Origin of the sequence: Streptomyces incarnatus, from assembly GCF_001027185.1 — a bacterium.
Taxonomy (GTDB): Bacteria; Actinomycetota; Actinomycetes; order Streptomycetales; family Streptomycetaceae; genus Streptomyces; species Streptomyces puniciscabiei.
The window spans coordinates 6,531,029-6,556,286 of record NZ_CP011497.1 but is presented as its reverse complement, the minus strand read 5'-3'; the positions used below and the strand labels follow the sequence as shown (position 1 = coordinate 6,556,286).

At 71.2% G+C, this 25,258-nt stretch carries 27 protein-coding genes; 12 read left to right on the top strand and 15 right to left on the bottom strand.

Translation table 11 applies throughout. The features are described 5' to 3' along the window. Positions 1 to 15 precede the first annotated feature (15 nt). From ABB07_RS29645 to ABB07_RS29635, 3 genes are read right to left on the bottom strand one after another with little or no spacing between them, the layout of a single operon-like run. The gene (locus ABB07_RS29645) at positions 16 to 810 is read right to left on the bottom strand and encodes an amino acid ABC transporter ATP-binding protein (protein ID WP_208901582.1); all 795 of its coding nucleotides are present in this window, start codon (positions 808 to 810) and stop codon (positions 16 to 18) included. Beyond that, entirely contained in the window at positions 807 to 1,640 is an 834-nt protein-coding gene (locus ABB07_RS29640) for an amino acid ABC transporter permease (protein ID WP_208901581.1), read from the bottom strand. Before ABB07_RS29640 ends, ABB07_RS29645 begins: the two co-directional genes overlap by 4 nt. After that, entirely contained in the window at positions 1,637 to 2,488 is an 852-nt protein-coding gene (locus ABB07_RS29635; protein ID WP_208901580.1) for a transporter substrate-binding domain-containing protein, read from the bottom strand. Before ABB07_RS29635 ends, ABB07_RS29640 begins: the two co-directional genes overlap by 4 nt. 184 nt (positions 2,489 to 2,672) lie before the next feature. Here ABB07_RS29635 and ABB07_RS29630 point away from each other — a divergent pair, with 184 nt between their 5' ends. The 5 genes from ABB07_RS29630 to thpD all read left to right on the top strand — a co-directional run bounded on the left by ABB07_RS29630 (position 2,673) and on the right by thpD (position 6,621). Then, positions 2,673 to 3,212, top strand: a complete 540-nt coding sequence (locus ABB07_RS29630) for a DinB family protein (protein ID WP_208901579.1) — start codon at positions 2,673 to 2,675, stop codon at positions 3,210 to 3,212. A 255-nt stretch (positions 3,213 to 3,467) separates the two neighbouring features. Then, on the top strand, positions 3,468 to 3,986 hold the full coding sequence (gene ectA / locus ABB07_RS29625; protein WP_208901578.1) for a diaminobutyrate acetyltransferase: 519 nt from the start codon (positions 3,468 to 3,470) through the stop codon (positions 3,984 to 3,986). A 24-nt stretch (positions 3,987 to 4,010) separates the two neighbouring features. Further along, entirely contained in the window at positions 4,011 to 5,282 is a 1,272-nt protein-coding gene (ectB, locus tag ABB07_RS29620; protein WP_055707919.1) for a diaminobutyrate--2-oxoglutarate transaminase, read from the top strand. 22 nt (positions 5,283 to 5,304) lie between these two features. Further along, a complete protein-coding gene (locus tag ABB07_RS29615; RefSeq protein WP_208901577.1) occupies positions 5,305 to 5,709 on the top strand; it encodes an ectoine synthase in 405 nt (134 codons plus the stop codon). Between the two features lie 6 nt (positions 5,710 to 5,715). Then, a complete protein-coding gene (gene thpD, locus ABB07_RS29610) occupies positions 5,716 to 6,621 on the top strand; it encodes an ectoine hydroxylase (RefSeq protein ID WP_208901576.1) in 906 nt (301 codons plus the stop codon). Positions 6,622 to 6,684: 63 nt separating this feature from the next. Here thpD and ABB07_RS29605 read toward each other — a convergent pair whose 3' ends face one another. From ABB07_RS29605 to ABB07_RS29585, 5 genes are all read right to left on the bottom strand, one after another. Continuing rightward, positions 6,685 to 7,746, bottom strand: coding sequence for an aminotransferase class V-fold PLP-dependent enzyme (locus tag ABB07_RS29605; protein WP_208901575.1), 1,062 nt, complete (start codon positions 7,744 to 7,746; stop codon positions 6,685 to 6,687). A gap of 97 nt (positions 7,747 to 7,843) precedes the next feature. Continuing rightward, complete coding sequence (locus ABB07_RS29600; RefSeq protein WP_208901574.1) at positions 7,844 to 8,560, bottom strand: DsbA family oxidoreductase; 717 nt, start codon at positions 8,558 to 8,560, stop codon at positions 7,844 to 7,846. A gap of 75 nt (positions 8,561 to 8,635) precedes the next feature. Further along, entirely contained in the window at positions 8,636 to 9,142 is a 507-nt protein-coding gene (locus ABB07_RS29595) for a GNAT family N-acetyltransferase (RefSeq protein WP_208901573.1), read from the bottom strand. 132 nt (positions 9,143 to 9,274) lie between these two features. Continuing rightward, on the bottom strand, positions 9,275 to 9,883 hold the full coding sequence (locus ABB07_RS29590) for a DUF1349 domain-containing protein (protein WP_208901572.1): 609 nt from the start codon (positions 9,881 to 9,883) through the stop codon (positions 9,275 to 9,277). Positions 9,884 to 9,928: 45 nt separating this feature from the next. Next, a complete protein-coding gene (locus ABB07_RS29585; RefSeq protein WP_208901571.1) occupies positions 9,929 to 11,458 on the bottom strand; it encodes an aldehyde dehydrogenase (NADP(+)) in 1,530 nt (509 codons plus the stop codon). Between the two features lie 141 nt (positions 11,459 to 11,599). Between ABB07_RS29585 and ABB07_RS29580 the strand changes: the two genes are divergently transcribed. The 6 genes from ABB07_RS29580 (at position 11,600) to ABB07_RS29555 (ending at position 17,375) form a co-directional block, all read left to right on the top strand. Next, positions 11,600 to 12,370 (top strand): IclR family transcriptional regulator, encoded by a 771-nt coding sequence (locus ABB07_RS29580; protein WP_055707927.1) that lies wholly within the window; start codon positions 11,600 to 11,602, stop codon positions 12,368 to 12,370. Between the two features lie 49 nt (positions 12,371 to 12,419). Continuing rightward, on the top strand, positions 12,420 to 12,890 hold the full coding sequence (locus ABB07_RS29575; protein ID WP_208901570.1) for a GNAT family N-acetyltransferase: 471 nt from the start codon (positions 12,420 to 12,422) through the stop codon (positions 12,888 to 12,890). 77 nt (positions 12,891 to 12,967) lie between these two features. Then, positions 12,968 to 13,915: a hypothetical protein gene (locus ABB07_RS29570; protein ID WP_208901569.1), complete on the top strand. Its 948-nt coding sequence runs from the start codon at positions 12,968 to 12,970 to the stop codon at positions 13,913 to 13,915. Further along, positions 13,912 to 15,153 carry a sensor histidine kinase gene (locus ABB07_RS29565; protein ID WP_244189555.1) on the top strand — a complete coding sequence of 414 codons (1,242 nt, stop codon included), beginning with the start codon at positions 13,912 to 13,914 and terminating at the stop codon, positions 15,151 to 15,153. The genes ABB07_RS29570 and ABB07_RS29565 overlap by 4 nt, the downstream gene beginning before the upstream one ends. 30 nt (positions 15,154 to 15,183) lie before the next feature. Beyond that, complete coding sequence (locus tag ABB07_RS29560; RefSeq protein ID WP_208901568.1) at positions 15,184 to 15,843, top strand: response regulator transcription factor; 660 nt, start codon at positions 15,184 to 15,186, stop codon at positions 15,841 to 15,843. Between the two features lie 77 nt (positions 15,844 to 15,920). Beyond that, positions 15,921 to 17,375 (top strand): peptidoglycan D,D-transpeptidase FtsI family protein, encoded by a 1,455-nt coding sequence (locus tag ABB07_RS29555; RefSeq protein WP_208901567.1) that lies wholly within the window; start codon positions 15,921 to 15,923, stop codon positions 17,373 to 17,375. Between the two features lie 21 nt (positions 17,376 to 17,396). Here ABB07_RS29555 and ABB07_RS29550 read toward each other — a convergent pair whose 3' ends face one another. After that, positions 17,397 to 18,794, bottom strand: a complete 1,398-nt coding sequence (locus ABB07_RS29550) for an NCS2 family permease (RefSeq protein WP_208901566.1) — start codon at positions 18,792 to 18,794, stop codon at positions 17,397 to 17,399. A 329-nt stretch (positions 18,795 to 19,123) separates the two neighbouring features. On the opposite strand from ABB07_RS29550, the gene ABB07_RS42075 reads away from it, so the two are divergent. Then, positions 19,124 to 19,267: a hypothetical protein gene (locus ABB07_RS42075; RefSeq protein WP_425264772.1), complete on the top strand. Its 144-nt coding sequence runs from the start codon at positions 19,124 to 19,126 to the stop codon at positions 19,265 to 19,267. 87 nt (positions 19,268 to 19,354) lie between these two features. Here the strand turns inward: ABB07_RS42075 and ABB07_RS29540 are convergent, their stop codons facing one another. The 6 genes from ABB07_RS29540 to ABB07_RS29515 all read right to left on the bottom strand — a co-directional run bounded on the left by ABB07_RS29540 (position 19,355) and on the right by ABB07_RS29515 (position 25,242). After that, complete coding sequence (locus ABB07_RS29540; protein WP_208901565.1) at positions 19,355 to 20,152, bottom strand: HAD family acid phosphatase; 798 nt, start codon at positions 20,150 to 20,152, stop codon at positions 19,355 to 19,357. A gap of 406 nt (positions 20,153 to 20,558) precedes the next feature. Next, positions 20,559 to 22,292 carry an L-arabinonate dehydratase gene (araD, locus tag ABB07_RS29535; protein ID WP_208901564.1) on the bottom strand — a complete coding sequence of 578 codons (1,734 nt, stop codon included), beginning with the start codon at positions 22,290 to 22,292 and terminating at the stop codon, positions 20,559 to 20,561. Beyond that, on the bottom strand, positions 22,289 to 23,200 hold the full coding sequence (locus tag ABB07_RS29530; protein ID WP_208901563.1) for a dihydrodipicolinate synthase family protein: 912 nt from the start codon (positions 23,198 to 23,200) through the stop codon (positions 22,289 to 22,291). The genes araD and ABB07_RS29530 overlap by 4 nt, the downstream gene beginning before the upstream one ends. Further along, positions 23,197 to 23,889 carry a GntR family transcriptional regulator gene (locus tag ABB07_RS29525; RefSeq protein WP_208901562.1) on the bottom strand — a complete coding sequence of 231 codons (693 nt, stop codon included), beginning with the start codon at positions 23,887 to 23,889 and terminating at the stop codon, positions 23,197 to 23,199. The genes ABB07_RS29530 and ABB07_RS29525 overlap by 4 nt, the downstream gene beginning before the upstream one ends. A gap of 141 nt (positions 23,890 to 24,030) precedes the next feature. Continuing rightward, entirely contained in the window at positions 24,031 to 24,783 is a 753-nt protein-coding gene (locus ABB07_RS29520; protein WP_208901561.1) for an MBL fold metallo-hydrolase, read from the bottom strand. An 81-nt stretch (positions 24,784 to 24,864) separates the two neighbouring features. Further along, a complete protein-coding gene (locus tag ABB07_RS29515) occupies positions 24,865 to 25,242 on the bottom strand; it encodes a hypothetical protein (RefSeq protein ID WP_208901560.1) in 378 nt (125 codons plus the stop codon). Positions 25,243 to 25,258 lie beyond the last annotated feature (16 nt).

Below are 25,258 nucleotides of genomic sequence, written 5' to 3'. Positions count from 1 at the left end.
CTGCGGCTGAACGGCCTACGGCTGGTCCTTGCCCACCTGGTCGGAGGTCTCCTCCTCGACCTCGGCCATCGCCGGATCGAGCAGGCGGGACAGGAAGTGGCGGGTGCGTTCGTGCTGCGGGTCGCCGATGACCTGCTCGGGGCTGCCGTCCTCGACGATCACGCCGCCGTCCATGAAGACGACCCGGTCGGCGACCTCGCGGGCGAAGGTCATCTCATGGGTGACGACCATCATGGTCATGCCCTCCCGCGCGAGCCTGCGCATCACCGCGAGGACGTCGCCGACCAGCTCCGGGTCGAGCGCGGAGGTCGGCTCGTCGAAGAGCATCACCTCGGGGCCCATCGCGAGCGCGCGGGCGATGGCCACGCGCTGCTGCTGGCCGCCGGAGAGGGAGGACGGGTAGGCCGCCGCCTTCTCCGAGAGACCGACGCGGGCCAGGTTCTCGGCAGCGATCTCCGCCGCCTTCGCCTTGTCGCGCCCGAGGACCCGGCGCTGCGGCAGCGTGAGGTTCTCGGTGACGCTCAAGTGCGGGAAGAGGTTGAACTGCTGGAAGACCATGCCGATCCGGCGGCGTACGGCGTCGATGTCGACGTCCGGGTCGGTGATCTCGGTGCCGCCGACGAAGACCTGGCCCTTGGTGGGCTCCTCGAGCAGGTTCACGCAGCGCAGCAGCGTGGACTTGCCGGAGCCGGAGGGGCCGATGACGCAGACGACCTCGCCCTGGTCGATCTCCAGGTCGATGCCGCGCAGGACGTGGTTGTCGCCGAAGGACTTGTGCAGGTCCCGGACGCGGATCTCGGGGCGGCTCACTTGATCTCCTCCTGGGCCCTGGCCTCGAGCCGGCGGGCGACGAAGCCGAGCGGGATGGTGACCAGCAGGTAGCACAGGCCCGCGACCAGGATCGGCGTGGAGTTGGCGGTCGTACTGGCCAGGTCCCGGCCGTACTTGGACAGTTCCCGCTCCTCCAGGGTCACGCCGAGCAGGAGCACCAGCGAGGAGTCCTTGAAGAGCATGATCAGCTCGTTGGTGAGCGGCGGGAGGATGATCCGGAAGGCCTGCGGGATGATGATGGAGATCATGGCCCTGGCCGGCGAGAAGCCGAGGGAACGGGCCGCCTCCATCTGCCCCCTGGGTACCGCCTGGATGCCGGCGCGGAACGTCTCCGCCATGTAGGCGGCGCCGATGAGGCCCAGGCCGAGGGCGCCCTTGCCGTAGGTGCCGCCCGGGATCTCGGTCCCGGGGAAGGCCAGCGGCACGGCCACCGCGATGAAGACGAAGATCAGCAGGGCGGGCAGCCCGCGGAAGACCTCGATGTAGATGCCGGCCAGCCAGCGGTACGGTCCGACGGAGGACAGCCGCATCAGCGCGATGACCAGGCCGAGCACCAGTCCGAGGACGAAGCCGGACACCGTGTACAGCACGGTGTTCTTCAGCGCCAGGGTGATGACGTCCGGCCACATCTGCTGCGCGATGCCGCCCTGCGCGAACTGGTTCTGCAGCCGGCCCCAGTCCGCCGTGACCGCGACGGCGATCACGGCGGCGACGAAGACGACGTACTGCACGCCGCGGGACAGCCGACGCTTCTGACGCCGCGTCAGCCCCTTCTTCCTCGGCTGGAGTTCCGTGTCGGTGTCGGTCATGAGGCGGCGGGAGAGGCCACGGAGGCGTTGTACGGGCCGATCCACTGCTCGTAGAGCTTCTTGTAGGTGCCGTCGGCCTTGGCGTCCTTCAGGGCCTTGTCGATGGCTTCGCGCAGCGCCGTGTTGCCCTTCTTGACCGTGAAGCCGTACTGCTCGCCGGTCTTGAGGTTGTCGACGACCTTGAACTTGTCCGCGTTGGCCTTGTCCTTCAGCCAGCCCTGGACGACCGGGTAGTCGATGACGACCGCCTGCACCTGGCCGGTGCGCAGGCCGTTGAGGACCGCGTCGGAGGACTCGAAGGAGATCGGGTCGTAGCCCTTGCCCTTGACGTAGTCCTCGCCGGTGGTCTGCGCCTGGGCGCCGAGCTTCTTGCCCTTGGCCTTGACGTCGGCGAGCGAGGTGATGCCGCTGCTCTTGCTGACGAGCACGGCCTGGGTGGCCTCGAAGTACGGGTCGGAGAAGTCGACGTTCTTCTTGCGCTCGGGCGTGATCGTCATGCCGGCGGCGGCCAGGTCGCACTGGCCGGAGTTCAGGAAGGCGCCGGTCTTGAAGTTCTCGAACGGCGTGTCGACGATTTGCTGCTTGACGCCGAGGTTCTTGGCGACGAGGTCGATGAGGGAGACGTCGAAGCCCTGCACCTTGCCGTTGATCTCCGACTGGAACGGCGGGTACGGCAGGTGGGTGCAGGTGGTCAGCTGACCGGCCTTGACGAGGTGGACCCCCTTGACGGTGGCACCGCCGCTCCCCCCGTCGCCGTTCGAGGAGCAGCCGGCCACGACGAGGGCCAGCCCGGCGGTCGCGGTGGTGGCGGCCAGGAGGCGGGTCCGGCGTCCGAGGAGCGTTTTCATGGGGGGATCTTCTCTGTGGGGGAACTGTGGGTTCCGATTATAAGGAAGAGTTTGAGTCTCTCAAATCAAACCGATGGTTGCGAGGGCCTTGGACCTACGATCGGTGGAGTTGATCCCGACATCGCCCGCCCCCCTTCCGGCCCGGCCGGGTTTGGATGTCAGTGGCCCGTGTCACCCTGCCCGCATGACCACGGACCAGACGCCCCAGGCCCCGCACACCCTCCCCGACGGCCGCCCCATCCCCTCGATGACCGGGCCGGAGCGCCCGATGCTGGAGGGCTGGCTGGACTTTCACCGGGCCACGCTGGAGTTGAAGTGCCGAGGGCTGGACGACGCGCAGGTGCGGCGGGCCTCGGCGGAGCCGTCGGAGCTGACGCTGCTCGGGCTGGTGCAGCACCTGGCCGAGGTCGAGCGGAACTGGTTCCAGCGGGTGCTGGCCGGACTGGACGTGCCGCCGGTGTTCGAGGAGGGGACGGGGTACGCCCTCGATCCGGACCGGGGGCTGGAGGAGGCGCTGGTCGCGTGGCGGCGGGAGGTCGCGCGCGGGCGGGAGCTGCTCGCCGGGCGGTCCCTGGAGGACACCGGGCGGATCGTCGACGCGCCGCTGGCCGGCATCGCGGTCAGTGTGCGCTGGGTGCTGATCCACCTCATCGAGGAGTACGCCCGGCACAACGGACATGCCGACATTATTCGTGAACGAATCGACGGGGTCACCGGAGCCTGAATTCAATTTAGTTTCACAATTCCCGCCAATTTCCCGGGTGGCAGCTTCCCATCCTCTTCTGCCCGCTTTTTGCAAGGCTAAACAGGGAAGTTTCCTGGCGGTTTTCTGACGGTTTCCGTGGTGTGACACACTCCACAGCGCGGTGACTTTGCCCCGATTTCATGCGGGTCAATCCGGGCATTTCGGCATGCCCTCTGTGCGGCACAGCGACGGCGCCCGTGCATTTCCTAATTCGCCTCGCTAAATTCGTGCCGCATGACTGCCGCACCCGCAGACCTGATCGTCGACCAGCCGGCGGTGACGGACGGAGCCTCGCTCTGGCGTCTCGCCAAGGACTCGGAAACCCTCGACCTGAACTCCTCGTACAGCTATCTGCTGTGGTGCCGGGACTTCGCCGGCACCTCGGCGGTGGCGCGCGGTGCGGACGGGGAGCCGGTCGGCTTCGTCACCGGCTATGTGCGGCCGGAGCGCCCCCGCACGCTGCTCGTGTGGCAGGTCGCCGTCGACGCGGCGTACCGGGGGCACGGCATCGCCGCCCGGCTGTTGGACGGGCTGACCGCACGGCTCGCCGCCGAGCGCGGCATCACCGACGTGGAGACCACCATCACGCCCGGCAACACCGCCTCCGAGCGGCTGTTCACCTCGTTCGCCGCCCGCCACGGCGCGCGCCTGGAGCGCGAGGTGCTGTTCCCCGCCGAGCTGTTCCCGGACGGCCCGCACGACCCCGAAGTCCTCTACCGCATCGGCCCGTTGACCGACGCCACCCCCCACTGAAAGCCCACTGAGGAGCGATTCACCGTGACCATCACCCAGCCCGACCTCAGCGTCTTCGAGACACTCGAGTCCGAGGTGCGCAGCTACTGCCGCGGCTGGCCCACGGTCTTCGACCGCGCGCAGGGCAGCCGGATGTTCGACGAGGACGGTCATGTCTACCTCGACTTCTTCGCCGGTGCCGGGTCACTCAACTACGGCCACAACAATCCCGTACTGAAACGGGCGTTGATCGACTATCTGGCGCGTGACGGGGTGACCCACGGGCTCGACATGTCGACCACGGCCAAGCGGTCCTTCCTGCAGACCTTCCAGGATCTGGTGCTGCGCCCGCGCGATCTGCCGTACAAGGTCATGTTCCCGGGGCCGACCGGCACCAACGCGGTCGAGTCGGCGCTGAAGCTGGCGCGGAAGGTGAAGGGGCGCGAGGCGATCGTGTCGTTCACCAACGCCTTCCACGGGATGTCGCTGGGCTCCCTCGCCGTGACCGGCAACGCCTTCAAGCGGGCCGGCGCCGGGATCCCGCTGGTGCACGGCACGCCGATGCCGTTCGACAACTACTTCGACGGCACGGTGCCGGACTTCCTGTGGTTCGAGCGGCTGCTGGAGGACCAGGGCTCCGGCCTCAACAAGCCCGCCGCGGTGATCGTGGAGACCGTGCAGGGCGAGGGCGGCATCAACGTGGCCCGGCCCGAGTGGCTGCGCGCGCTGAAGGAGCTGTGCGAGCGGCAGGACATGCTGCTGATCGTCGACGACATCCAGATGGGGTGCGGGCGGACGGGCGCCTTCTTCTCGTTCGAGGAGGCCGGGATCACGCCCGACATCGTCACCGTGTCCAAGTCCATCAGCGGCTACGGACTGCCGATGTCGCTGTGCCTGTTCAAGCCGGAACTGGACGTCTGGGAGCCGGGCGAGCACAACGGCACCTTCCGCGGCAACAACCCCGCGTTCGTCACCGCCACCGCGGCGCTGGAGACGTACTGGACCGACGGCTCGGCGATGGAGAAGCAGACCCGGGCCCGTGGCGAGCAGGTCGAGCAGGCGCTGATCGCCATCACCGAGGAGAACCTCGCCGACGTGAAGGAGTACCGCGGGCGCGGCCTGGTGTGGGGCATGGAGTTCCACGACAAGGGCCGGGCGTCCCGCATCGCGCGGCGGGCCTTCGAGCTCGGGCTGCTCATCGAGACGTCCGGCCCCGAGGGCGAGGTCGTCAAGCTGCTGCCCGCCCTCACCGTCACCCCCGACGAGCTGGACGAGGGGCTGAGCGTCCTCGCCCGTGCCGTCCGCGAAACCGCCTGATCCGACTAGGAGTTGCACCACTGTGATCGTCCGATCCTTCAAGGACATCGAAGGCACCGACCGGCACGTCAGGGCGAAGTCCGGTACCTGGGAGAGCAAGCGGATCGTCCTCGCCAAGGAGCGGGTCGGCTTCTCCCTGCACGAGACCGTCCTGTACGCCGGGACCGAGACGTCGATGTGGTACGCCAACCACATCGAGGCCGTCGTCTGCACCAAGGGCGAGGCCGAACTGACCGACCACGAGGCCGGGACGACGTACACCATCACGCCCGGCACCATGTACCTCCTCGACGGGCACGAGCGGCACACGCTGCGCGTCAAGGAGGACTTCCACTGCATCTGTGTGTTCAACCCGCCGGTGACCGGACGGGAGGACCACGACGAGAACGGCGTCTACCCGCTGCTCACCGAGCCCGAGGAGGTGTGAGAACCCATGACCACTGCCACGCACACCGCCCCCGTGAGGGATCTCTACCCGACCCGCGGCACCACCGAGGTGACCGTGCCGCGCCAGGACCCGGTCGTCTGGGGCTCCCCGGACACCCCGGGCCCGATCGCCACGGCCGACCTGCAGGCGTACGAGCGTGACGGCTTCCTCGCCGTCGAGGAACTGATCACCCCGGACGAGGTCGAGGTCTACAAGCGCGAGCTGGACCGGCTGGTCACCGACCCGGCGATCCGCGCCGACGAACGCTCCATCGTGGAGCCGAAGTCCAAGGAGATCCGCTCGGTCTTCGAGGTGCACCGGATCAGCGAGGTGTTCGCGAACCTGGTGCGCGACCCGCGGGTCGTCGGGCGCGCCCGGCAGATCCTCGGCTCGGACGTGTACGTCCACCAGTCCCGGATCAACGTCAAGCCCGGCTTCGGCGCGAGCGGCTTCTACTGGCACTCGGACTTCGAGACCTGGCACGCCGAGGACGGCCTGCCCAACATGCGCACGGTGTCCGTCTCGATCGCGCTGACCGAGAACTTCGACACCAACGGCGGCCTGATGATCATGCCGGGCTCGCACCGGACGTTCCTGGGCTGCGCCGGCGCCACGCCCGAGGACAACTACAAGAAGTCGCTGCAGATGCAGGACGCGGGCACGCCCTCGGACGAGGCGCTGACCGCGCTGGCGGGCGAGCACGGCATCCGGCTGTTCACCGGCAGGGCCGGCTCGGCGACCTGGTTCGACTGCAACTGCATGCACGGCTCCGGCGACAACATCACGCCGTACCCGCGCAGCAACGTGTTCATCGTGTTCAACAGCGTGGAGAACACGGCGGTGGAGCCGTTCGCCGCTCCGGTACGGCGCCCGGAGTTCATCGGGGCCCGGGACTTCACGCCGGTGAAGTAGCCCCTCCAGCACCGGGCCGGGGCCTCCTCGTGTGGGACGGGGGGCTCCGGCCCGGTCGTGTCGTCAGCCGGCCAGGGCGTCCAGCAGACGGTCCACGTCCGCCTCCGTGTTGTACAGGTGGAAGGCAGCGCGGAGGTTGCCCGCGCGGTTGGAGACCTCGATGCCCGCCTCGCTCAACTCCGGCTGCCGGGAGCCGAGTTCCGGCACCGAGACGATCGCCGAGCCGGGGGCGGGCACCGGCTCGTGGCCGAGGGCGGCCAGCCCCGCCCGGAACCGGTCGGCGAGGGCGACGTCATGGGCGTGCACGGCGGCCACGCCCAGTTCCTCGATCAGCTCCAGCGAGCGGCGCAGGCCCGCGAAGGTGAACAGGGCGTGGGTGAGGTCGAACCGCCGTGCGGAGTGGGCGAGTTCGGCGACCGGGCCGTAACAGCTGTCCCACGGCCGCTCGGCCGCGACCCAGCCGGCGAGCACCGGGCTCAGCCCGCCGAAGTCCTCGGGGACCGTGAGGAAGGCCGCGCCGTGCGGGCCGAGCAGCCACTTGAACGAGACCGTGGCGGTGAAGTCGTAGGCGTCCGCGTCCACCGGCAGCCAGCCGGCGGCCTGGGAGAAGTCGACGTAGGTGCGTGCCCCGTGCGCGCGGGCGGCCTCCCTGAGGGCGGCCAGGTCGGCGAGGCGCCCGTCGGCGGACTGGGCGGCGCTGACCGCGACCAGCGCGGTGCCCGGACGGACGGACTCGGCGATCCGCTCCAGCGGGACCGTGCGGACCTTGAGGTCGCCGCGGACGTGGAACGGGTTCAGTACGGAGGTGAAGTCGTCCTCGGCGGTGAGGACCTCCGCCCCGGCGGGCAGCGAGGCGGCGATCACCCCGGTGTGCGCGGCGACCGAGGCGCCCGCGGCCACCCGGGTGGCGGGGACCCCGGCGAGCCGGCCGTACCCGGCCCGGCAGGCCTCCACGTCCTCGTACAGCGGGGTCAGCGGCCGGCCCTCGGCCCGCAGCAGCGCCGCCGCGTGCAGGGCGGCGACGGTGCGGGCGGGCAGCAGGCTGTTGCTGGCGGTGTTGAGATAGGTGCTCTTGGGGGCGAACTCGGCGCGGACGAGGCTGTCGAACGTCTCCGTGGTCTCCATGGGACCACTGTGCGGCCCCGTGAAGTCGTAGTCCATTGCGGATTTTTACGTGGATCCGCTTAGGAAGCCTTATACGTCCGCGCCGGCCTGCGGTTTCTCACTGCTGGGGCACCGCGCACCCGTCCGGGCCGCAGGCGTCGGCACCGGTCTGCCCGACCGGCTTCAGCGGGGAGCGCTCCCCCCAGGCCTGGCTCAGCGCCTGGGTGAAGACCTCGGCGGGCTGGGCGCCGGAGACGCCGTACGTGCGGTCCAGGACGAAGAAGGGCACGCCGGTCGCGCCGAGCTGGGCGGCCTCGCGCTCGTCGGCGCGGACCTCGTCGGCGTAGCGGGAGGGGTCGGCGAGCACCGCGCGGGCGGCCTCGGCGTCGAGACCGGCCGCCACGGCGAGCTCGACGAGCCGCTCGTCGCCCTCGGTGAAGACGGACCGCTCCTCGGCGAAGTTGGCCCGGTACAGGAGCTGGATCAGCTCGTCCTGCCTGCCCTGCTCCTTGGCGAAGTGCAGCAGGCGGTGCATGTCGAAGGTGTTGCCGTGGTCGCGGCCCCGGGTGCGGTAGTCCAGGCCCTCGGCGGCGGCCTGCGCACCGAGGTTGTCCTCGCCGGCCTCGGCCTGGGCCTCGCTCATGCCGTACTTCCTGGTCAGCATGGTGATCACCGGCTGGACGTCACCCTTGGCGCGGCCGGGGTCCAGCTCGAAGGAGCGGTGCACGACCTCCACGTGCTCGCGGTGCGGGAAGGCGGCCAGCGCCTTCTCGAAGCGGGCCTTGCCCACGTAGCACCAGGGGCAGGCGATGTCGCTCCAGATCTCGACGCGCATGTCTTCGGCTCTCTTCGGGTCGTACGGGCGCGGAGGCTCTCTCCGGCCGGTACGTGAACGTTCAAGCAGCGCGCTTCATTCCCGGGGCGGCACGGCGTACCTCAGGAAGAGGTGGTGGTCTCCCTCCGCCGGCGGGTTCTCCGGGTCCGGCACCCAGCCCTGGCGGTCGTAGAAGGCCTGGGCCCGCCGGTTGCCCACGTGCACGTCGAGGACGGCCGCCCGCCTGCCGCCGGCCCGCCACTCCTCCACACAGGCCGCGTGCAGGGCCGTACCGATCCCGGAGCGCCAGTGGCCGGGGTCGACGTGGAACTGGAACAGCTTGACGGTGTCGGCGGGGGCGCCGTCCGGGGTGCGGAAGGAGGCGATGCCGACGATCCGGCCCTGTTCGACGGCGCACAGCACCTGGCCGCCGGGGCGCTCGATGGCACCGCGCCAGGCAGCGGTCCAGTCGATGCCGTCGTCCGGGAGGCCGTCCGGGTAGTACGTCGAGCGGGCCCGGACGTGCAGATCGGCGATGAGGTCGGCTTCGGCGGGCAGGGCGGTGCGGATCACGCGGGTGCCCTGCACTCGGTCACTGATCATGCAACGGAGGACGTGCCGTCCCCCGCTCCGGTTCCGATACGGCTGAACCGTGCCCGCTACGCGCTCGGGGTGAGGCCGGTGTGCGCCGGAGCCCGGTCGTCGGCGCGGCCCTGCTCACGGTGACCCTCCCGCTCAGCTTCCGTCTCTCAGGTCGCTCGGCCAGGACGTCCTGAACTCCAGGTGGTCGTACGTGACCACGCACCCCTCCCCCAGGGGCGACTGGGTCATGAAGCCGACCAGCGCGTCCCCGGTCTCCTTCTCGTCGCCGAGGGTGAACAGCCGGACGAAGGTCCAGCGCTCGCCGTCCCGGGAGGCGTGGAAGGCGAAGGCGCGGCCGGTCCGGCTGATCCGCAGCCACACCGAACTCCCCTGCACCGTGAACGAGTTGGCGTCGTCGGAGTGCCCCCGGGTGACCACCGTGCAGACGGTGGGCACGTCCGGGGAGTACTCCAGGCAGAGCTTGGCCCAGGCCCGCTCGCCCACGTGGACGTACAGCACGCCGGCGTCGAAGGAGGCGTTGAACCCGACGGTGACCCGGGCGATCAGCTGGAAGTCCCCTTCCGGCGCCCCCAGCAGCCGGGGCGCGTCGGAGGCGGGGTCCAGGGCCTCCCCGGTGGGCGTGACGAACCGGTCCTGCCGGGGCCCGGCCCACCCGGTGAGCACGCCGTCCTCGTACGACCAGTGCCCGTCGGGACCGTAGGTGCGGAGGGGGAAGGGGAGTTCGGGGAGTTCCACGTCCATGGTCCGATTGTCTCAGCGGGTCTCGGCGGAAGGTCCGGGTCCGGGCTACCGCTCCAGAACCCCGTTGAACCTCCGGGGAAGTCCCAGCGGGTTGTCGTCCCTCAGCTCGGCAGGCAGCAGGGCCGAGGGCGCGTTCTGGTAGGCGACCGGCCTGAGCCACCGCTCGATGGCCGTACCGCCCACGGACGTGGACGTGGAGGTGGTCGCGGGGTAGGGCCCGCCGTGGTGCTGGGCCGGCGCCACCGCGACCCCCGTCGGCCACGCGTTGACCACCACCCGGCCGGCCAGCGGGGTCAGCTCGCGGAGGATCTCCGCACCGCGCCCCTGCCCGGCCGCCTCCTCGGCGGACAGCTGCACCGTCGCCGTCAGGTTGCCCGGCAGACGGGAGAGGACCGCCGCCGCCTCACCCTCGTCCCCGTAGCGGACCACGACGGTGACCGGCCCGAAGCACTCCTCCAGGAGCCGGTCGTGGTCCCCCTCCTCGGCCAGCCTGCTCGCCGGCACGGTCAGGAACCCGGCGCTGACCGTGTGCTCGCCGCCCGCGCCCGGGGTGACCGGGGAGTCCACTTCCGGCAGTTGCGCGCGCTCGGCCACCCCGTGGACGAAATTGTCCCGCATCCGGTGGTCGAGCAGCACCCCCGCCTCGGTGTCGCTCACCGCGGCCGTCAGGGCCTTGACCAGTCCGTCGCCCGCCGCGCCGGACGGCACCAGCACCAGACCGGGCTTCACGCAGAACTGCCCGACGCCCAGCGTCATCGACCCGGCGAGCCCGGTGCCGATCTCCTCGGCCCGCTCGGCGGCGGCGGCCTCGGTCACCAGGACCGGGTTCAGCGAGCCCAGCTCGCCGTGGAACGGGATCGGCACGGGCCGGGCGGCGGCCGCGTCGAAGAGGGCGCGCCCGCCCCGTACCGAGCCGGTGAAGCCGGCCGCGGCGACCAGGGGGTGCCTGATCAGTTCGACGCCCGCCTCGAAGCCGTGCACCAGGCCGACGACGCCCTCGGGGATGCCGTGCTCGGCGGCGGCCCGGCGCAGCACCTTGGCGACCAGCTCGGACAGGGCCGGGTGGTCGGGGTGGGCCTTGACGACCACCGGGCAGCCCGCGGCGAGCGCGCTCGCGGTGTCGCCGCCGGCGACGGAGAAGGCGAAGGGGAAGTTGGAGGCGGAGTAGACGGCGACGACGCCGAGCGGCACCTTGTAGCGGCGCAGGTCCGGGATCGGCGGGGTCGCGGTGTCGTCGGGGTGGTTGATGACGACGTCGAGGAAGGCGCCCTCGTCGACGATGCCGGCGAAGGCCCGCAGCTGGTAGCCGGTGCGGGCGAGTTCGCCGGTCAGCCGGACCGGGCCGAGGGCGGTCTCGGCGTCGGCGGTCTCGACCAGGCCGTCCCTGGCCGCCTCCAGGCCCGCGGCGGCCGAGCGCAGGAAGGCGGAGCGCACCGCGCGGTCGGCGAGGGCGCCGCGTGCGGCGTGGGCCGCCCGGACCGCCGCGTCCACCTCCTGGGCGGTAGCCTCCACCGCAACCTGCTCACGCTGCTTCCCGGTACGCGGGTCGACACTCCAGACTGGTGCTGCTGCCACCGCGGGTCCCTCCAGTAAGGCCGCATTATCTAGGGCTGACTAGGGCCAACCATCAGCCGCGTTCGATATACTGAACACTGTCTCTGATGATGAATATGCTGCTCGGAGACTATTTCCCGGCGATTGAAGGGGTCAAGGGCGATGTCGGCAGGCGAGACAGGCGGAGCGCAGGTCAAGTCCGCGGTACGGACCGTTGAATTGCTCGAGTACTTCGCCGGCAAGCCCGGCATGCACTCCCTCGCGGCCGTGCAGGAGGCCGTCGGATACCCCAAGTCCAGCCTGTACATGCTGCTGCGCACGCTCGTGGAGCTGGGCTGGGTGGAGACCGACGCGACGGGCACGCGGTACGGCATCGGGGTGCGGGCGCTGCTGGTCGGCACCTCGTACATCGACGGCGACGAGGTGGTGGCCGCCGCCCGGCCGACCCTGGACCGCCTCTCCGACGACACGACGGAGACCATCCACCTGGCCCGGCTCGACGGCACCAACGTCGTCTACCTCGCCACCCGGCAGTCCCAGCACTACCTGCGCCCCTTCACCCGGGTCGGGCGCCGGCTCCCGGCCCACTCCACCTCCCTCGGCAAGGCGATCCTCGCCACGTACACCGACGAACAGGTGCGCAAGCTGCTGCCGGAGACGCTGCCCGCGCTCACCGAGAACACCCTCACCGACCGGGAGAAGCTCATCGAGGAGCTGCACCAGGTGCGGGAGCAGGGCTTCGCGGTCGACCGCGAGGAGAACACGCTGGGCCTGCGCTGCTTCGGCGTGGCGATCCCCTACCGCACCCCCGCCCGGGACGCGATCAGCTGCTCGGTGCCGGTGGCCCGGCTGACCCCCGCCCACGAGCAGATGATCAAGGACGCGCTGTTCGACGCCCGCGACCGGCTCACGCTCGCGACGCGCAGGCTCTGAGCGCGGGCGGTCGTGCGCCCGGCGCCCGGCCGTCGTAGGGTCGATTCCCATGGAGATCGCGCTGCGTGTCGTCGAGGACGGTGACCTGCCGGTGTTATTCCGGCAGATGACCGATCCGGAAGCCGTCCGGATGGCCGCGTTCGGCCCGGAGAAGCCCTACGACCGGGAGTCCTTCGCGGCCCACTGGGAGCGGCTGCGCGCCTCCTCCGACATACAGCGCACGATCCTGGCCGACGGGCACGTGGTGGGCAACGCGGCGGTCTACGGGACGGCCGGCGAGCGCGAGGTGACCTACTGGATCGACCGCGCCCACTGGGGCCGGGGCGTGGCCACGGCGGCGCTGCGGGCCCTGCTGGCCGAGGTGCCCGAACGGCCGCTGTACGCGCGGGCGGCGGCCGACAACGCCGCGTCGCTGCGGGTGCTGCAGAAGTGCGGGTTCCGCGAGACGACCCGGGCCCGGGGGTACGCGAGCGGGCGGGGCCGGGAGATCGAGGAGGTCGTGCTCGTCCTGCAGGACTGAGCTCCTCCCCCGCGCGGCGGAGACGGATCGTCGGGCCGCAGGAGGTGAACACCCCGCCCGCGCGGGAGCGTTGAGGCATGACGATCCCAACCGCTCCTGCTCCCGCCGGTGTCGGCGCCGTGCGGCGCTCGCTGCGGCTCGTCGCCGTCGCCGCCTGCCTGCCCTATCTGTCCCTCAAGCTCGCCTGGATCGCCGGCAGCCACCTCGGCATCCCGGACGGCAGCCCGCTCCTGGAGCACCGGCTGACCATGGCGCTCGCCAACGGCCTCACCGTGCTGATGGACGCGGCCGTCGTGGTGCTGGCGCTGCTGCTGACCCGCCCGTGGGGGCGCCGGGTGCCCGCCTGGCTGCTCGCGGTGCCGATGTGGCTCGCCGTGGGACTCCTCGCGCCGATCATGGTGGGCTTCCCGCTGCAGCTCGTCCTGCACGGCGGCCGGGGCGGGGGTGGCGGCGCGGGTGACAGGCCCTTCCTGGCCGACTGGGTCTTCGGGGTGGTGTACGGCGGGTTCATCGTGCAGGGACTGGCGCTCGGCGCGTTGTTCACCGGGTACGCCCGCGAGCGCTGGGGGCACCTGTGGCGGGGGCGGGTACGGGAGCTGCCGGGCACCGGGAGCACGGCGCGGGCAGGGCGGCGGACGGCCGTGGCGGCGGCGCTGGTCGCGCTGGTCCCGGGCGCGGTGCGGCTGCTGCGGGGCTCTGGGGCGATCGGGCTCGACGGGGGCGGGGACCGGTCCATGGAGTTCGTCTACGTGCTCTTCCTCGCCGGCGCCGTCACCGGTGCCTGGCAGCTCGCCTTCCGCCGGGGCGCCGCGCTGCCGCTCGCCGTGCCGCTCGTCCTGGCCTGGACCGGCTCCGGGGCGGTGGCCTGCTGGGGCGGCTGGATGTCGCTGGCGGTGCTGGTGACGGGAAACGAGCCGACACCGCTGACCGGACTCACCTACGCTGGGCAGGTGATCACCGGCATCCTCGCGGCGAGCGTCATCGCCCGCTTCCTCCTGGACCGGCCCGGCAAGGCGCCCCGGTGACAAGGGCGTTGCGGCCGCTGCTGGGCGGGCGGGCACGGCGCCGGTGGATCCATCTGATCCTCGGCGGCGCGCTCGCCATGCCGTACGTCCTCGTCGGCTCGGTGATCGTCGGGCCGCTCACCGGCGTGGACGACGTCTTCCGGTCGCTGCCGCTCCAACTGGGCTCGTTCGCGGTCGGGTTGCCGATCGCCGCCGTCACCGCGCTGTTCCCGCTGACCCGTCCGCTGGAGTCGGCGGCGGTACGGGCCCTGTGCGGGATCGACGCGGACCTGCTCGCCCACGGCCCGGCCCGGACGCGGGCCGAACGGGCCCGTACGGCGGCCTGGTTCACGCTGCACCTCGGCCTCGGCGGGATCGTCGCCGGGATGTCGCTGGCCGTGCCGCCGTTCGCGGTCGTACTGATCGTGCTGCCCCTGTTCGCGGGGCTGCGCCGCTCCCCGCTCGCCCTCCCCCATGTCCTCGACCACGGCTGGGCCTTGGCGCTGTCCCCGGTCGCGGGCCTGGCGATGCTGCTCGCGCTCGCCGCGTGCGCCGCCGGCTGCGGGGCGCTGCTGGCCCGCTGGGCGCCCGCGCTGCTCGGGCCCACCCCCGCGGACCGGCTGGCCGCCGCCGAGGCCCGGGCCGCCGACCTCGCCGTGCGCAACCGGCTCGCCCGCGAGCTGCACGACTCCGTCGGCCACGCGCTGAGCGCGGTCACCCTCCAGGCGGGCGCGGCCCGCCGGCTCCTCGGCAGCGACCCGGAGTTCGTCCGCGAGGCGCTCGCCGCCATCGAGGAGACCACCCGGCGCACGGTCGGCGAACTCGACGCCGTACTCGGCGTGCTGCGGGACGGGGACGCGCCCGGCACCGCGCCCGCGCCGACCCTGGCGAGCGACCTGGAGGGTCTGCTGCGCCGGACCCGGGCCGCCGGGCAGCCCGTGACGGCCACCGTCGCCGCCGACCCCGCCACGCTGCCGCCGCTGGTCTCCCGGGAGGCGTACCGGATCGTGCAGGAGGGGCTGAGCAACGCCCTGAAACACGCCGGCACGCCCGTCACCGTCCACATCGCCACCGCCGCCGGGCACCTGGAGCTCACCGTCGAGAACCCCCTGGGCGCGGCCCCGGCTCCCCGCCCCGGCGGCGGCCACGGTCTGCGGGGCGTCGCCGACCGGGTGCGGCTGCTCGGCGGCACGGCACAGGCGGGGCCGGCGGGAGACACCTGGCGCCTGTGCGTACGACTTCCGTTGACGGCTGCCTGATGCCGCAGCGTGACCGCCGAAAGGACCCGCATGCCCCAGCCCGCGATCCGGACCGTCCTCGCCGACGACGAACGCATGGTCCGCACCGCCCTGCGTGCCATCCTCTCCGTCGAGCCCGATGTGGAGGTGGTCGGTGAGGCGGCGACCGGTGCCGAGGCCGTGTCCGTCGTCCGGGAGCTGCGGCCCGATGTCGTCCTCATGGACGTCCGGATGCCGGAGATCGATGGCATCCGGGCCACCGAGCAGATCCTCGCCTCCCTCGACGAGCCGCCCCGGATCGTGGTCGTGACCACCTTCGAGAACGACTCCTACGTGTACGACGCGCTGCGCGCCGGAGCCTCCGGGTTCCTGCTCAAGCGGGCGGACGCCGACACGCTAGTGCAGGCGGTACGGCTGGTCGCGCGCACCGACAGCCTGCTGTTCCCGTCGGCCGTCCGCGCCCTCGCGGCCGGCCACGGGCGCGGGGCCGCCCCGCCCGCGCCGTGGGTGAGCAAACTCACCGCACGTGAGCGCGATGTGCTGCGGCACATGGCCGAGGGACTGACCAACGCCGAGATCGCCCGGCGGCTGGACGTGGGTCCCGCCACCGTGAAGTCGCACGTCGCGGCGGTGCTGGCCAAGACGGGCACCCGGGACCGCACCCAGGCGGTGATCGCCGCGTACGAGGCCGGTTTCCTGAGCGCGGGGTGAGGCGGTTCCTGAGCGCAGGATGAGAAAACGGGGCGTACGGGAACGATCGGCCCCGTCCCGCTCGTCTTCGGAACGGGATGAACAAGACGATCAGGCGGGCGTCCGTCTTCGCGCTGCTGCTCGTGCTCGCTCTGCTGGTCAGGGCGACCTGGGTGCAGTTCTACGACGGCAAGGCCCTCGCGGACGACAACGACAACCGGCGGAACGTGATCCAGACGTACTCGCGGCCGCTCGGGAACATCATCGTGGCCGGGAACGCGATCACCGGCTCCACCCGGACCAAGGGGAGCGACCTCGCCTACAAGCGGACGTACACGGACGGCAGCCTCTACGCCGCGGTGACGGGCTACGCCTCGCAGGCCTACGCCCCCACCCAGTTGGAGGGCATCTACAAGGACCTGCTCAACGGCACGGACAACCGGCTGAAGACCGTGCTGGACACGCTCACCGGCAAGCGCGCCGATCCGGGCAACGTGCTCACCACGATCGACCCGGACGTGCAGAAGGCGGCCTACCGCGCGCTGAGCGGAAAGAAGGGCGCGGCCGTCGCGATCGACCCGAAGACCGGCAAGATCCTCGCGGTGGTGTCCACGCCGTCGTACGACCCCTCGGAGCTGACCGACGCCAACACGGCCGGGTCCGCCTGGAAGCGGCTCAACGCGGACAAGGACAAGCCGCTCACCAACCGGGCGCTGCGCCAGCCGCTGCCGCCCGGCTCGACCTTCAAGCTGGTCGTGGCGGCGGCCGCGCTGGAGGACGGGCTGTACAAGAACGTGGACGACCCGACCGACAGCCCGGACCCCTACACCCCGCCGGGCACGACGCACGTGCTGGTGAACGAGAACACGTCGGCGCCGTGCAAGAACGCCTCGATCCGCGTGGCCCTGCAGTACTCCTGCAACAACGTCTTCGGCCACATGGCCGTCCAGCTCGGCCAGGACAAGGTGAAGGCCATGGCCGAGAAGTTCGGGTTCAACGACGACAAGCAGGACGTGCCGGTCCGGGCCTACGCCAGCGTGTACCCCTCCGGCATGGACCAGCCGCAGACCGCGTACTCCGGCATCGGCCAGTTCGACGTCACCGCGACCCCGCTGCAGATGGCCATGGTGTCCGCGGCCATAGCCAACGGCGGCAAGCTGGTCTCGCCGCATATGGTGTCGCAGATCACCGACAGCGGCGGTGATGTGCTGCAGAACTACGACGACGGCGCGGACACCAAGGAGATCGTCAGCTCCTCCACCGCCGAGCAGCTCCAGTCGGCGATGGAGACGGTCGTCAAGGACGGCACCGGCACGAACGCCCTGATCGACGGCGCCACCGTCGGCGGCAAGACCGGCACCGCCCAGCACGGCGAGAACAACAGCAAGACGCCGTACGCCTGGTTCACGTCCTTCGCCAAGTCCGGCTCCAACGGCAAGGAGGTCGCCGTCGCCGTGATGGTGGAACAGTCGGACGCGGCTCGGTCCGAGGTGAGCGGCAACGGTCTGGCGGCGCCGGTGGCCAAGGCGATGATGCAGGCGGCGGTGAAGTAGGGCGCCCGTAAGGGGTGTCCCTCACTTCACCCCGAGAGCCTGCTCGACGGGGTCGATCGCGAAGTACACCAGGAACAGCGCCGAGACCCCCCACAGCAGCCAGTTGACCTCCCGCGCCCTTCCCAGCACCGACTTGATGACGACGTAGGACAGGAAACCGGCCCCGATCCCGTCGGTGATGGAGTAGGTGAACGGCATCGCCGCGATGGTGAGGAACGCGGGGATGGCGATCTCGTACCGGTCCCAGTCGATGTGCTTGACGTGGGTCATCATCAGGAAGCCCACCGCGATCAGCGCGGGGGCCGCGGCCTGGAGCGGGACGATGGTGAGCAGCGGGGTGAGGAAGAGGGCGAGGCCGAACAGGCCGCCGGTGACGAGGTTGGCGAGGCCGGTGCGGGCGCCCTCGCCGACGCCGGCCGCGGACTCGATGTAGGCGGTGTTGGAGGAGGCCGAGCCGAGACCGCCGGCGACGGCCGCGGCGCCGTCGATGAACAGCACGCGGCCGATGCCGGGCACCTGCCCCTTCTCGTCCAGCAGTCCGGCCTCCGCGCTGATGCCGACGATCGTGCCCATGGCGTCGAAGAAGTCGGACAGGATCAGGGTGAAGACCAGCAGGACGGCGGTGAGGACGCCGGCCTTGGCGAAGCCGCCGAACAGGCTGAAGTGACCGATGAGCCCGAAGTCCGGTGCGGCCACCAGCTTGTCGGGGACCTTGGGCGTGGTCAGGCCCCAGCTCCTGATGTCGGCGACGGCGTTGATGATGATCGCGACGACGGTCGTCGTCACGATGCTGATGAGGATCGCGCCCTTCACCTTCCGGGCGAGCAGCGCGATGGTCAGCAGGACGCCGAGACAGAAGACGAGCACGGGCCAGCCGGTGAGGCGTCCGACGGCGCCGAGCTGCACCGGCACGGTGGTGTGCGCGGCATCGGGGATGCGGCTGACGAACCCGGCGTCCACGAAGCCGATGAAGGCGATGAACAGGCCGATGCCGACGCCGATGGCCTGCTTCAGCTGCTGCGGGATGGCGTTCATGATGGCCTCCCGCAGTCCGGTGAGGACCAGCAGGCAGATGACCAGACCCTCCAGGACCACCAGGCCCATCGCGTCGGGCCAGCTCATCAGCGGAGCCAGCTGGAAGGCGACGACCGCGTTGAGGCCGAGGCCGGCGGCGATGGCGAGCGGGAGGTTGCCGCCGACGCCCATCACGATCGTCATCACGCACGCCACCAGCGCGGTGGCGGTGACGAGTTGGCCGGTGTCCAGCGTGTGCCCGAACTTGTCCTTGGCGCTGCCCAGGATGATCGGATTCAGGACAAGGATGTAGGCCATGGTGAAGAACGTGGCGAAGCCGCCGCGTATCTCCCGGCCGACGGTGGATCCCCGCTCGGAGATCCTGAAGTACCGGTCCACTGACATGGTCCCACTCCTCGTCATCTGATGATCGGCTTGCGGATGCTGGCTGGATTGTTCCCCTGTTCAACCTGTTTCAGGTTTTCCCCGTGTTACGGAATCCGGTTCGGCGGACCATACGGCGTCCGACGCCCCGTACAGTCACTGCGTGGTCGCCGCCCCCTGGCCCGCACCCGGATCCGCAGCGCGGTGCGCGAACGCGCAGGATCGCCCTGACCGGCGGGGTGTCCTCGACGGGCGCGTGGCGCTCGCTGCCGGAGGGGGGACTTCACCCAGACGGTCGAGGAGCAGGCCGGGTTCGTCGCCTACACATGGCGGCTCAAGGAGGGCTGTGGGTGTTCGCGGGGCAGTACGACCATGCGCGGGGCGGACGTGACGCGAAGGACGACAGCTACCGGATCAGCGGTACTGCCGGGGGGAGCGCTCACACGGTGACCGGTGACTTCGCCGCGCACGGCGGCTCGGGCGGTGACGCGTGAGCCGCGGTCGCCGGCCCCCGCCACGGCACGGTGCTGCCGGTGACGGGGACCGGGTACGAGCGGCTGCTCAGGACGTACGGCCGGCGCTCAGCTGACGAAGTAGGTCGGGTTCGGCAGCTTGTACGTGCGGTCGGCGTAGCCGCCGTCCAGGTCCGAGTACTGGTCGCCGAAGTTGGCGATGATCTCGTAACCCAGGTCGTCCTCGATGTGCTTGCGGGTCCCGGACTTGTACTGCACGGTCGTGCAGTTCCAGGTGCCCGGGGTGGCGCAGTCGCTCAGGTAGGCCGGCGGGTTGGCCTTGTCCTTGAGGAACATGTGGTCGGCGTCGAGGTTCACATCGGCGCCGACCTTCTTCAGGTTCGCGACCGCGGCGGCGCGCTGGGCCTCGCTGAGACCGGAGTTGTAGAAGACCTCGACGCCCTTGGACTCGGCGTACCGGACGAGCTCGGGGCTGCCGAAGACCTCCGGGCGGTCGGCCTTGTTCACGTAGTCGTTCCACGTGGTGGGGTTGAACGTGTAGTTGTAGCGCTTCTCGTAGTCGAGGCTGAGCAGCAGCGTGTCGTCGATGTCGAACACGACGGCCGGCTTCTCGCCGTGGCGGTGCGCCTTGCGGGCCGCCTTGTCGATGTAGCGCCTGGCGTCGGCGTCGATCTGCGCCAGGTCCTGGGCGTACGGGCTGTCCGGGGACGCCTGGTAGACGCCGTTGCTGTCGGCGGCCGTGCCGTAGTAGGTGTCGATGTCCTTCACCAACTGCCCTATGTTGTAGGGCTCGTGGGTGGAGTTCGCCGTCGACTGACCGGCGGTGGCCGCGCCCGCGCCGTACAGCGCGACACCGGCGAGAGCACAGGCGGCACCGGCGGCGACGACTCTGTGGGACTTCCGCATGGATTCTCCGGATCTGGTGGATGAGAGTGATGTACCAGGTCGGAGACTGTCTACGCGCATAACACCGGGCACTGCGAGGCCTGTTACCCGATCGATACACTTTTCTCCGTGATCACTGTGCGACGGGGCCACCGGCCCTCGTGCGGTGCGTGGGAGAGGATCGTGGTCGTGAGATTCGTCAAGACCCACTGGCACGGCCACGGGTTCTCCGTCGACGCCCGTGCCTACCTGACCGAACTGCCCCGGCTGCGTGGTGTTCTGCCGCCCGGGGCCTGGGCGTTCGCCTCGGAGCCGGGGCACTACGACATTCCCGGCGCCGTCAGCTGTGTGAAGGACCTGGAGCTGGCCGGGATCCGCGCTTGCTACATGCGCAGGGTGAAGCGCTTCACCTCTCTCCGTACGGGGGTCAGCCGGCGTACGGGTCCGGCACATGGCCCGGCCGGGCCAGGAACTCGAAGTCGCAGCCGGTGTCGGCCTGGGTGATCTGGCTGTTGTGGAGGACGCCGTAGCCGCGCTCGTACCGGGCGGGCGGCGGGGTCCACGCGGTGCGCCGGCGCTCCAGCTCCGCGGCGTCCACGTGGAGATGGAGGCTGCGCGCCGCGACGTCCAGGGTGATCAGGTCCCCGGTGCGCACGAGGGCCAGGGGGCCGCCGACGTACGACTCCGGGGCCACGTGCAGCACGCAGGCGCCGTAACTCGTGCCGCTCATCCGGGCGTCGGAGATGCGGACCATGTCCCGCACGCCCTGCTCGAGCAGGTGGTCGGGGATCGGGAGCATGCCGTACTCGGGCATGCCCGGGCCGCCCTTGGGTCCGGCGCCCCGCAGCACCAGCACGCTGTCGGCGGTGATGCCGAGCGCGGGGTCGTTGATGGTGCGCTGCATGGTCCGGTAGTCGTCGAAGACGACCGCCGGGCCGGTGTGCTTGAGCAGGTGCGGTTCGGCGGCGATGTGCTTGATGACCGCGCCGTCCGGGCAGAGGTTGCCGCGCAGGACCGCGACCCCGCCCTCGCTCGCGACCGGGTTGCCGCGGGGGCGGATGACGTCGTCGTCGTGCACCTGGGCGCCCTGCAGCTGCTCGCGCAGGGTGTCGTACGACACCGTCGGCCGGTCCAGGTGGAGCAGGTCGGCGATCCGGGACAGGAAGCCGGGCAGGCCGCCCGCGAAGTGGAAGTCCTCCATGAGGTATGTCCGGCCGCCGGGGCGGACGTTGGCGAGGACGGGCACGGTCCGGGCGATGCGGTCGAAGTCGTCGAGAGTGAGCCTCACCCCGGCGCGGCCCGCCATGGCGATCAGGTGGATCACGGCGTTGGTGGAGCCGCCGAGGCCCAGGACGGTCGTGACCGCGTCCTCGAAGGCCTCACGCGTGAGGATCCGCGACAGCCTCCGGTCGCCGCGCACCAGCTCCACGGCCGTCATCCCGGCCCTGGCCGCCATCCGGTCGTGCCCGGAGTCGACGGCGGGAATGCTGGAGGCACCCGGCACGGTCACACCGAGGGCCTCGGCGGCGGCGGTCAGCGTGGACGCCGTACCCATGGTCATGCAGTGCCCCGGGGAGCGCGCGAGCCCGCTCTCCAGCTCGGACATCTCACAGTCGCCGATGAGCCCGGCCCGCTTGTCGTCCCAGTACTTCCACATGTCCGTACCGGACCCGAGCACCTCGCCCCGCCAGTGCCCCGGCAGCATGGGACCGGCCGGCACGAACACGGCGGGCAGGTCGGCGCTGGCCGCGCCCATCAGCAGCGCGGGCGTGGACTTGTCGCAGCCGCCCATCAGCACGGCCCCGTCGACCGGGTAGGACCGCAGCAGTTCCTCGGTCTCCAGCGCCAGCAGGTTCCGGTAGAGCATCGGCGTCGGCTTCTGGAAGGTCTCGCTCAGGGTCGAGACCGGGAACTCCAGCGGAAACCCGCCGGCCTGCCACACGCCCCGCTTCACGGCCTGGGCGCGGTCACGCAGGTGGACGTGGCAGGGGTTGATGTCGGACCAGGTGTTGAGGATCGCGACGACCGGCTTGCCGAGGTGTTCCTCGGGCAGGTAGCCGAGCTGCCGGGTCCGGGCGCGGTGGCTGAAGGAGCGCAGCCCGTCGGTGCCGTACCACTGGTGGCTCCGCAGCTCTTCCGGCTTCTTGCGGGGCGCGCTCATATGGACCACCCCGCGGCGATGGCGGCGACCTCGGCGCGTTCGTCCTCGGGCAGCGGTCTGCTCGGCGGGCGGACGTCCCGGCGGCACAGGCCGAGGGCGGCGAGGGCCTCTTTGACGACGGTGACGTTGTTGGCGGAGCCGTGGGCGGCGCGGAGTTCCTCGAAGCGGCGGATCTGCTCCCAGACCTTCATGGCGCCCGGGTAGTCGCCGGATCGAAGCGCTTCAATCATGTTCAGCGAGACGGCCGGGGCGACGTTCACGAGCCCGGAGGTGAAGCCGGTGGCGCCCGCGGAGAAGTAGGAGGGGGCGTACGGCTCGGCGAGACCGGCGACCCAGACGAACCGGTCGAGGCCGGCGTCGCGGGCGAAGGCGGCGAAGCGTGCGGCGTCCGGGACGGCGTACTTCACGCCGATGACGTTCGGGCAGTGGTCGGCGAGTTCGACGAGCCGGGCGCCGGCCAGCCGGTCGTTGCGGATGTACGGCACCACGCCCAGCTCGGGCACGGCCTCGGCGATGGCGCGGTGGTAGTCGACCCAGCCGGCCGCCGAGACGTACGGGTGGACGGGCTGGTGGACCATGACCATCCCGGCGCCGAGGTCACGGGCGTGCCGGGCGGAGGCGATGGCGGTGGGCAGGTCGTGGCCGACGCCGACGAGGACCGCGGCACGGTCGCCCGCCTCCTCGATGGTCGACTCGGCGACGAGGCGCCGCTCTTCGGGGGTGAGGGCGTAGAACTCGCCGGTGTTGCCGTTCGGGGTGAGGGTTCCGATCCCGCCGTCGAGCAGGCGACGCAGCAGGGCCCGGTGGGCGGCGAGGTCGACGGAGCCGTCCGCGGCGAAGGGAGTCACCGGGATGGCCACCACGTCGGCCAGGGCCGCCCGCTGGGTCTCGAACGTCACGCCGCTCATGAAGGACCTTCCTCTGCGTGGGGGCCGGCGACCGCGGTCTCCTCGGCCGCCTCGGTGTCCGAGGGGAAAGCGCGCCGCACGAAGGAGGCGATGTGGGCGTGCAGGGCGCTCGCCGCGCCGTCGGCGTCGCCATCCAGCGCCAGCCGCAGGATCTCCCGGTGCTCTGCGGCCTCGCGCTCCCAGGAGGGGTCGGCGGCCCAGGCGACGGCGGAGACCAGCGCGGCCTGGTCGCGGACCTCGTCCAGCATCCGGCCGAGCAGCGGGTTGCCGCACGGCAGGTACAGGGCGCGGTGGAACTCCCGGTTGGCGAGCGACCGTTCGGCGGTGTCGGTGGCGTTGTCGGCCCGGTTCAGCGCGTCGCGCGCGGCGTCGAGGGAGGCGCCTCGCCCGACGGCTCTCCTCAGTGCCTCCGGCTCCAGCAGCAGCCGCACGTCGTAGACCTCGCGTGCCATGTCCGCGTCCACCATGCGCACCGTGACGCCCTTGTACTGGCTCATCACGACGAGTCCGGTCCCGGCGAGGGTCTTCAGCGCCTCCCGCACCGGGGTCTTGGACACCCCGAACTGCGCGGCCAGCTCCGTCTCGACCAGGGCCTGACCGGGCGTCAGCTGCCCGGTGAGGATGCGGTGTCTGATCGCGTCCAGCACGTACTGCGTGCGGGACGGGATCGGGGTGGGCACAGAGGTCATGCGGCCCTCTCGGATCTCACATATCGCGTCTCATATATGACGTACGAAGTACGACGCGTTGAAGGTAGGAGGGGGCCCGGGTTTCGTCAATGCTTCTGACAAAGGTCGGCGCTTCTGACGGAGAAGGCAGGCGGCGCGGCCTCAGACGGTGTGGATGTCGCCCTCGACGGCGGTGTGCGTGGGCCGGCCGGAGACGGCTGCGGCGCGCGCGGTGGCCTCCTCGCGGGTGAGCGTGGGTCCCACATGGGTGACGAGCAGTTCGCGCACACGGGCCTCGCGGGCGATCCGTCCGGCGTCCTCCGGCGTCAGATGGACCTGTTCGCTGCCGCGATGTTCGGTGATGTCCGCCTCGCACAGGAACAGGTCGGCGCGCAGGGCGAGTTCACCGAGCGCGGCGCAGGGCCCGCTGTCCCCGGAGTAGGCGAGCACGCTGCCCTGGCATTCGGCGCGCAGCCCGTACGCCTCGGTGTCGTGGGCGACGGCGCGTGCGGTGAGGCGGAGGTTCCAGTGCCGGACGTCATGGCCGTCGTACAGGGCCCGGAAGTCGAAGACGCCCTTGAGGAAGTCGACGTCCGCCCGGCCGAGGAAGCCGGCCAGCCGGCGGGCGCAGTCCTGCGGGGCGTACACCGGGACCGGTGCGGCCGGGGTCATCCCGCCGAAGGCGAAGGCGTAGGCGGCCGACAGCAGATCGGCGCTGTGGTCGGCGTGCAGATGGGAGATCCAGATCGCGGTGAGCCGCGCGGGATCCGTGTGCCGCTGCAACGCGGCGAACGTACCGGGCCCCGCGTCCACCCACACCTCGGCACCCCCGCCGGACAGCAGGTACCCGGAGCAGGGCCGGTCCGGGCCGGGGTGCGGGGAGGCGGCGCCGAGGACGGTGAGGCTGAGGGGCATGGAGGGAGAGTACGGCCCCCGGTGGCGCCGCCGTGCTCCACCCCGACAAGCGGAACCGGAGCCTTCGGTGACCGTGCCCCGTCACGGGGCGGGCAGCGTGAACACCAGGAACAGCACGCCCAGGGGCGGCAGCACGGCGAGGACCGCCGTCCAGGCACGCATCACGGACCAGCGGCGCTGCCAGGGCAGCAGCCAGGCCGTGAGCAGGGCGACGAAGCACAGCGGGCCGCCGAAGCGGAGCAGGCCGAAGATCCAGGACAGGGAGGTGTTCAGCGCGGCCGAGCAGTCGTCGGGGCCGCAGCTGTCCGTGGCCATCACGGAGAACCCGGCGAACAGGACGGCGGCCGGACCGAGCACGCCCAGCAGGACCGTCGCGATCGCCGGCGCCACCCAGGCGCGGGGGTCCCGCTCAGTCCGGTCGGCCGGTGCCGGAAGCGGTGCGATGTGCTGTGTCGTCATGCGAGCAGTGAACCGG

Coding starts and splice junctions, on each gene's coding strand:
- ABB07_RS29640 (WP_208901581.1), bottom strand. CDS start 1,640: ATGACCGACACCGACACGGAACTCCAGCCGAGGAAGAAGGGGCTGACG.
- ABB07_RS29635 (WP_208901580.1), bottom strand. CDS start 2,488: ATGAAAACGCTCCTCGGACGCCGGACCCGCCTCCTGGCCGCCACCACC.
- ABB07_RS29630 (WP_208901579.1), top strand. CDS start 2,673: ATGACCACGGACCAGACGCCCCAGGCCCCGCACACCCTCCCCGACGGC.
- ectA (WP_208901578.1), top strand. CDS start 3,468: ATGACTGCCGCACCCGCAGACCTGATCGTCGACCAGCCGGCGGTGACG.
- thpD (WP_208901576.1), top strand. CDS start 5,716: ATGACCACTGCCACGCACACCGCCCCCGTGAGGGATCTCTACCCGACC.
- ABB07_RS29605 (WP_208901575.1), bottom strand. CDS start 7,746: ATGGAGACCACGGAGACGTTCGACAGCCTCGTCCGCGCCGAGTTCGCC.
- ABB07_RS29600 (WP_208901574.1), bottom strand. CDS start 8,560: ATGCGCGTCGAGATCTGGAGCGACATCGCCTGCCCCTGGTGCTACGTG.
- ABB07_RS29595 (WP_208901573.1), bottom strand. CDS start 9,142: ATGATCAGTGACCGAGTGCAGGGCACCCGCGTGATCCGCACCGCCCTG.
- ABB07_RS29590 (WP_208901572.1), bottom strand. CDS start 9,883: ATGGACGTGGAACTCCCCGAACTCCCCTTCCCCCTCCGCACCTACGGT.
- ABB07_RS29580 (WP_055707927.1), top strand. CDS start 11,600: ATGTCGGCAGGCGAGACAGGCGGAGCGCAGGTCAAGTCCGCGGTACGG.
- ABB07_RS29575 (WP_208901570.1), top strand. CDS start 12,420: ATGGAGATCGCGCTGCGTGTCGTCGAGGACGGTGACCTGCCGGTGTTA.
- ABB07_RS29570 (WP_208901569.1), top strand. CDS start 12,968: ATGACGATCCCAACCGCTCCTGCTCCCGCCGGTGTCGGCGCCGTGCGG.
- ABB07_RS29560 (WP_208901568.1), top strand. CDS start 15,184: ATGCCCCAGCCCGCGATCCGGACCGTCCTCGCCGACGACGAACGCATG.
- ABB07_RS29555 (WP_208901567.1), top strand. CDS start 15,921: ATGAACAAGACGATCAGGCGGGCGTCCGTCTTCGCGCTGCTGCTCGTG.
- ABB07_RS29550 (WP_208901566.1), bottom strand. CDS start 18,794: ATGTCAGTGGACCGGTACTTCAGGATCTCCGAGCGGGGATCCACCGTC.
- ABB07_RS29540 (WP_208901565.1), bottom strand. CDS start 20,152: ATGCGGAAGTCCCACAGAGTCGTCGCCGCCGGTGCCGCCTGTGCTCTC.
- araD (WP_208901564.1), bottom strand. CDS start 22,292: ATGAGCGCGCCCCGCAAGAAGCCGGAAGAGCTGCGGAGCCACCAGTGG.
- ABB07_RS29530 (WP_208901563.1), bottom strand. CDS start 23,200: ATGAGCGGCGTGACGTTCGAGACCCAGCGGGCGGCCCTGGCCGACGTG.
- ABB07_RS29525 (WP_208901562.1), bottom strand. CDS start 23,889: ATGACCTCTGTGCCCACCCCGATCCCGTCCCGCACGCAGTACGTGCTG.
- ABB07_RS29520 (WP_208901561.1), bottom strand. CDS start 24,783: ATGCCCCTCAGCCTCACCGTCCTCGGCGCCGCCTCCCCGCACCCCGGC.
- ABB07_RS29515 (WP_208901560.1), bottom strand. CDS start 25,242: ATGACGACACAGCACATCGCACCGCTTCCGGCACCGGCCGACCGGACT.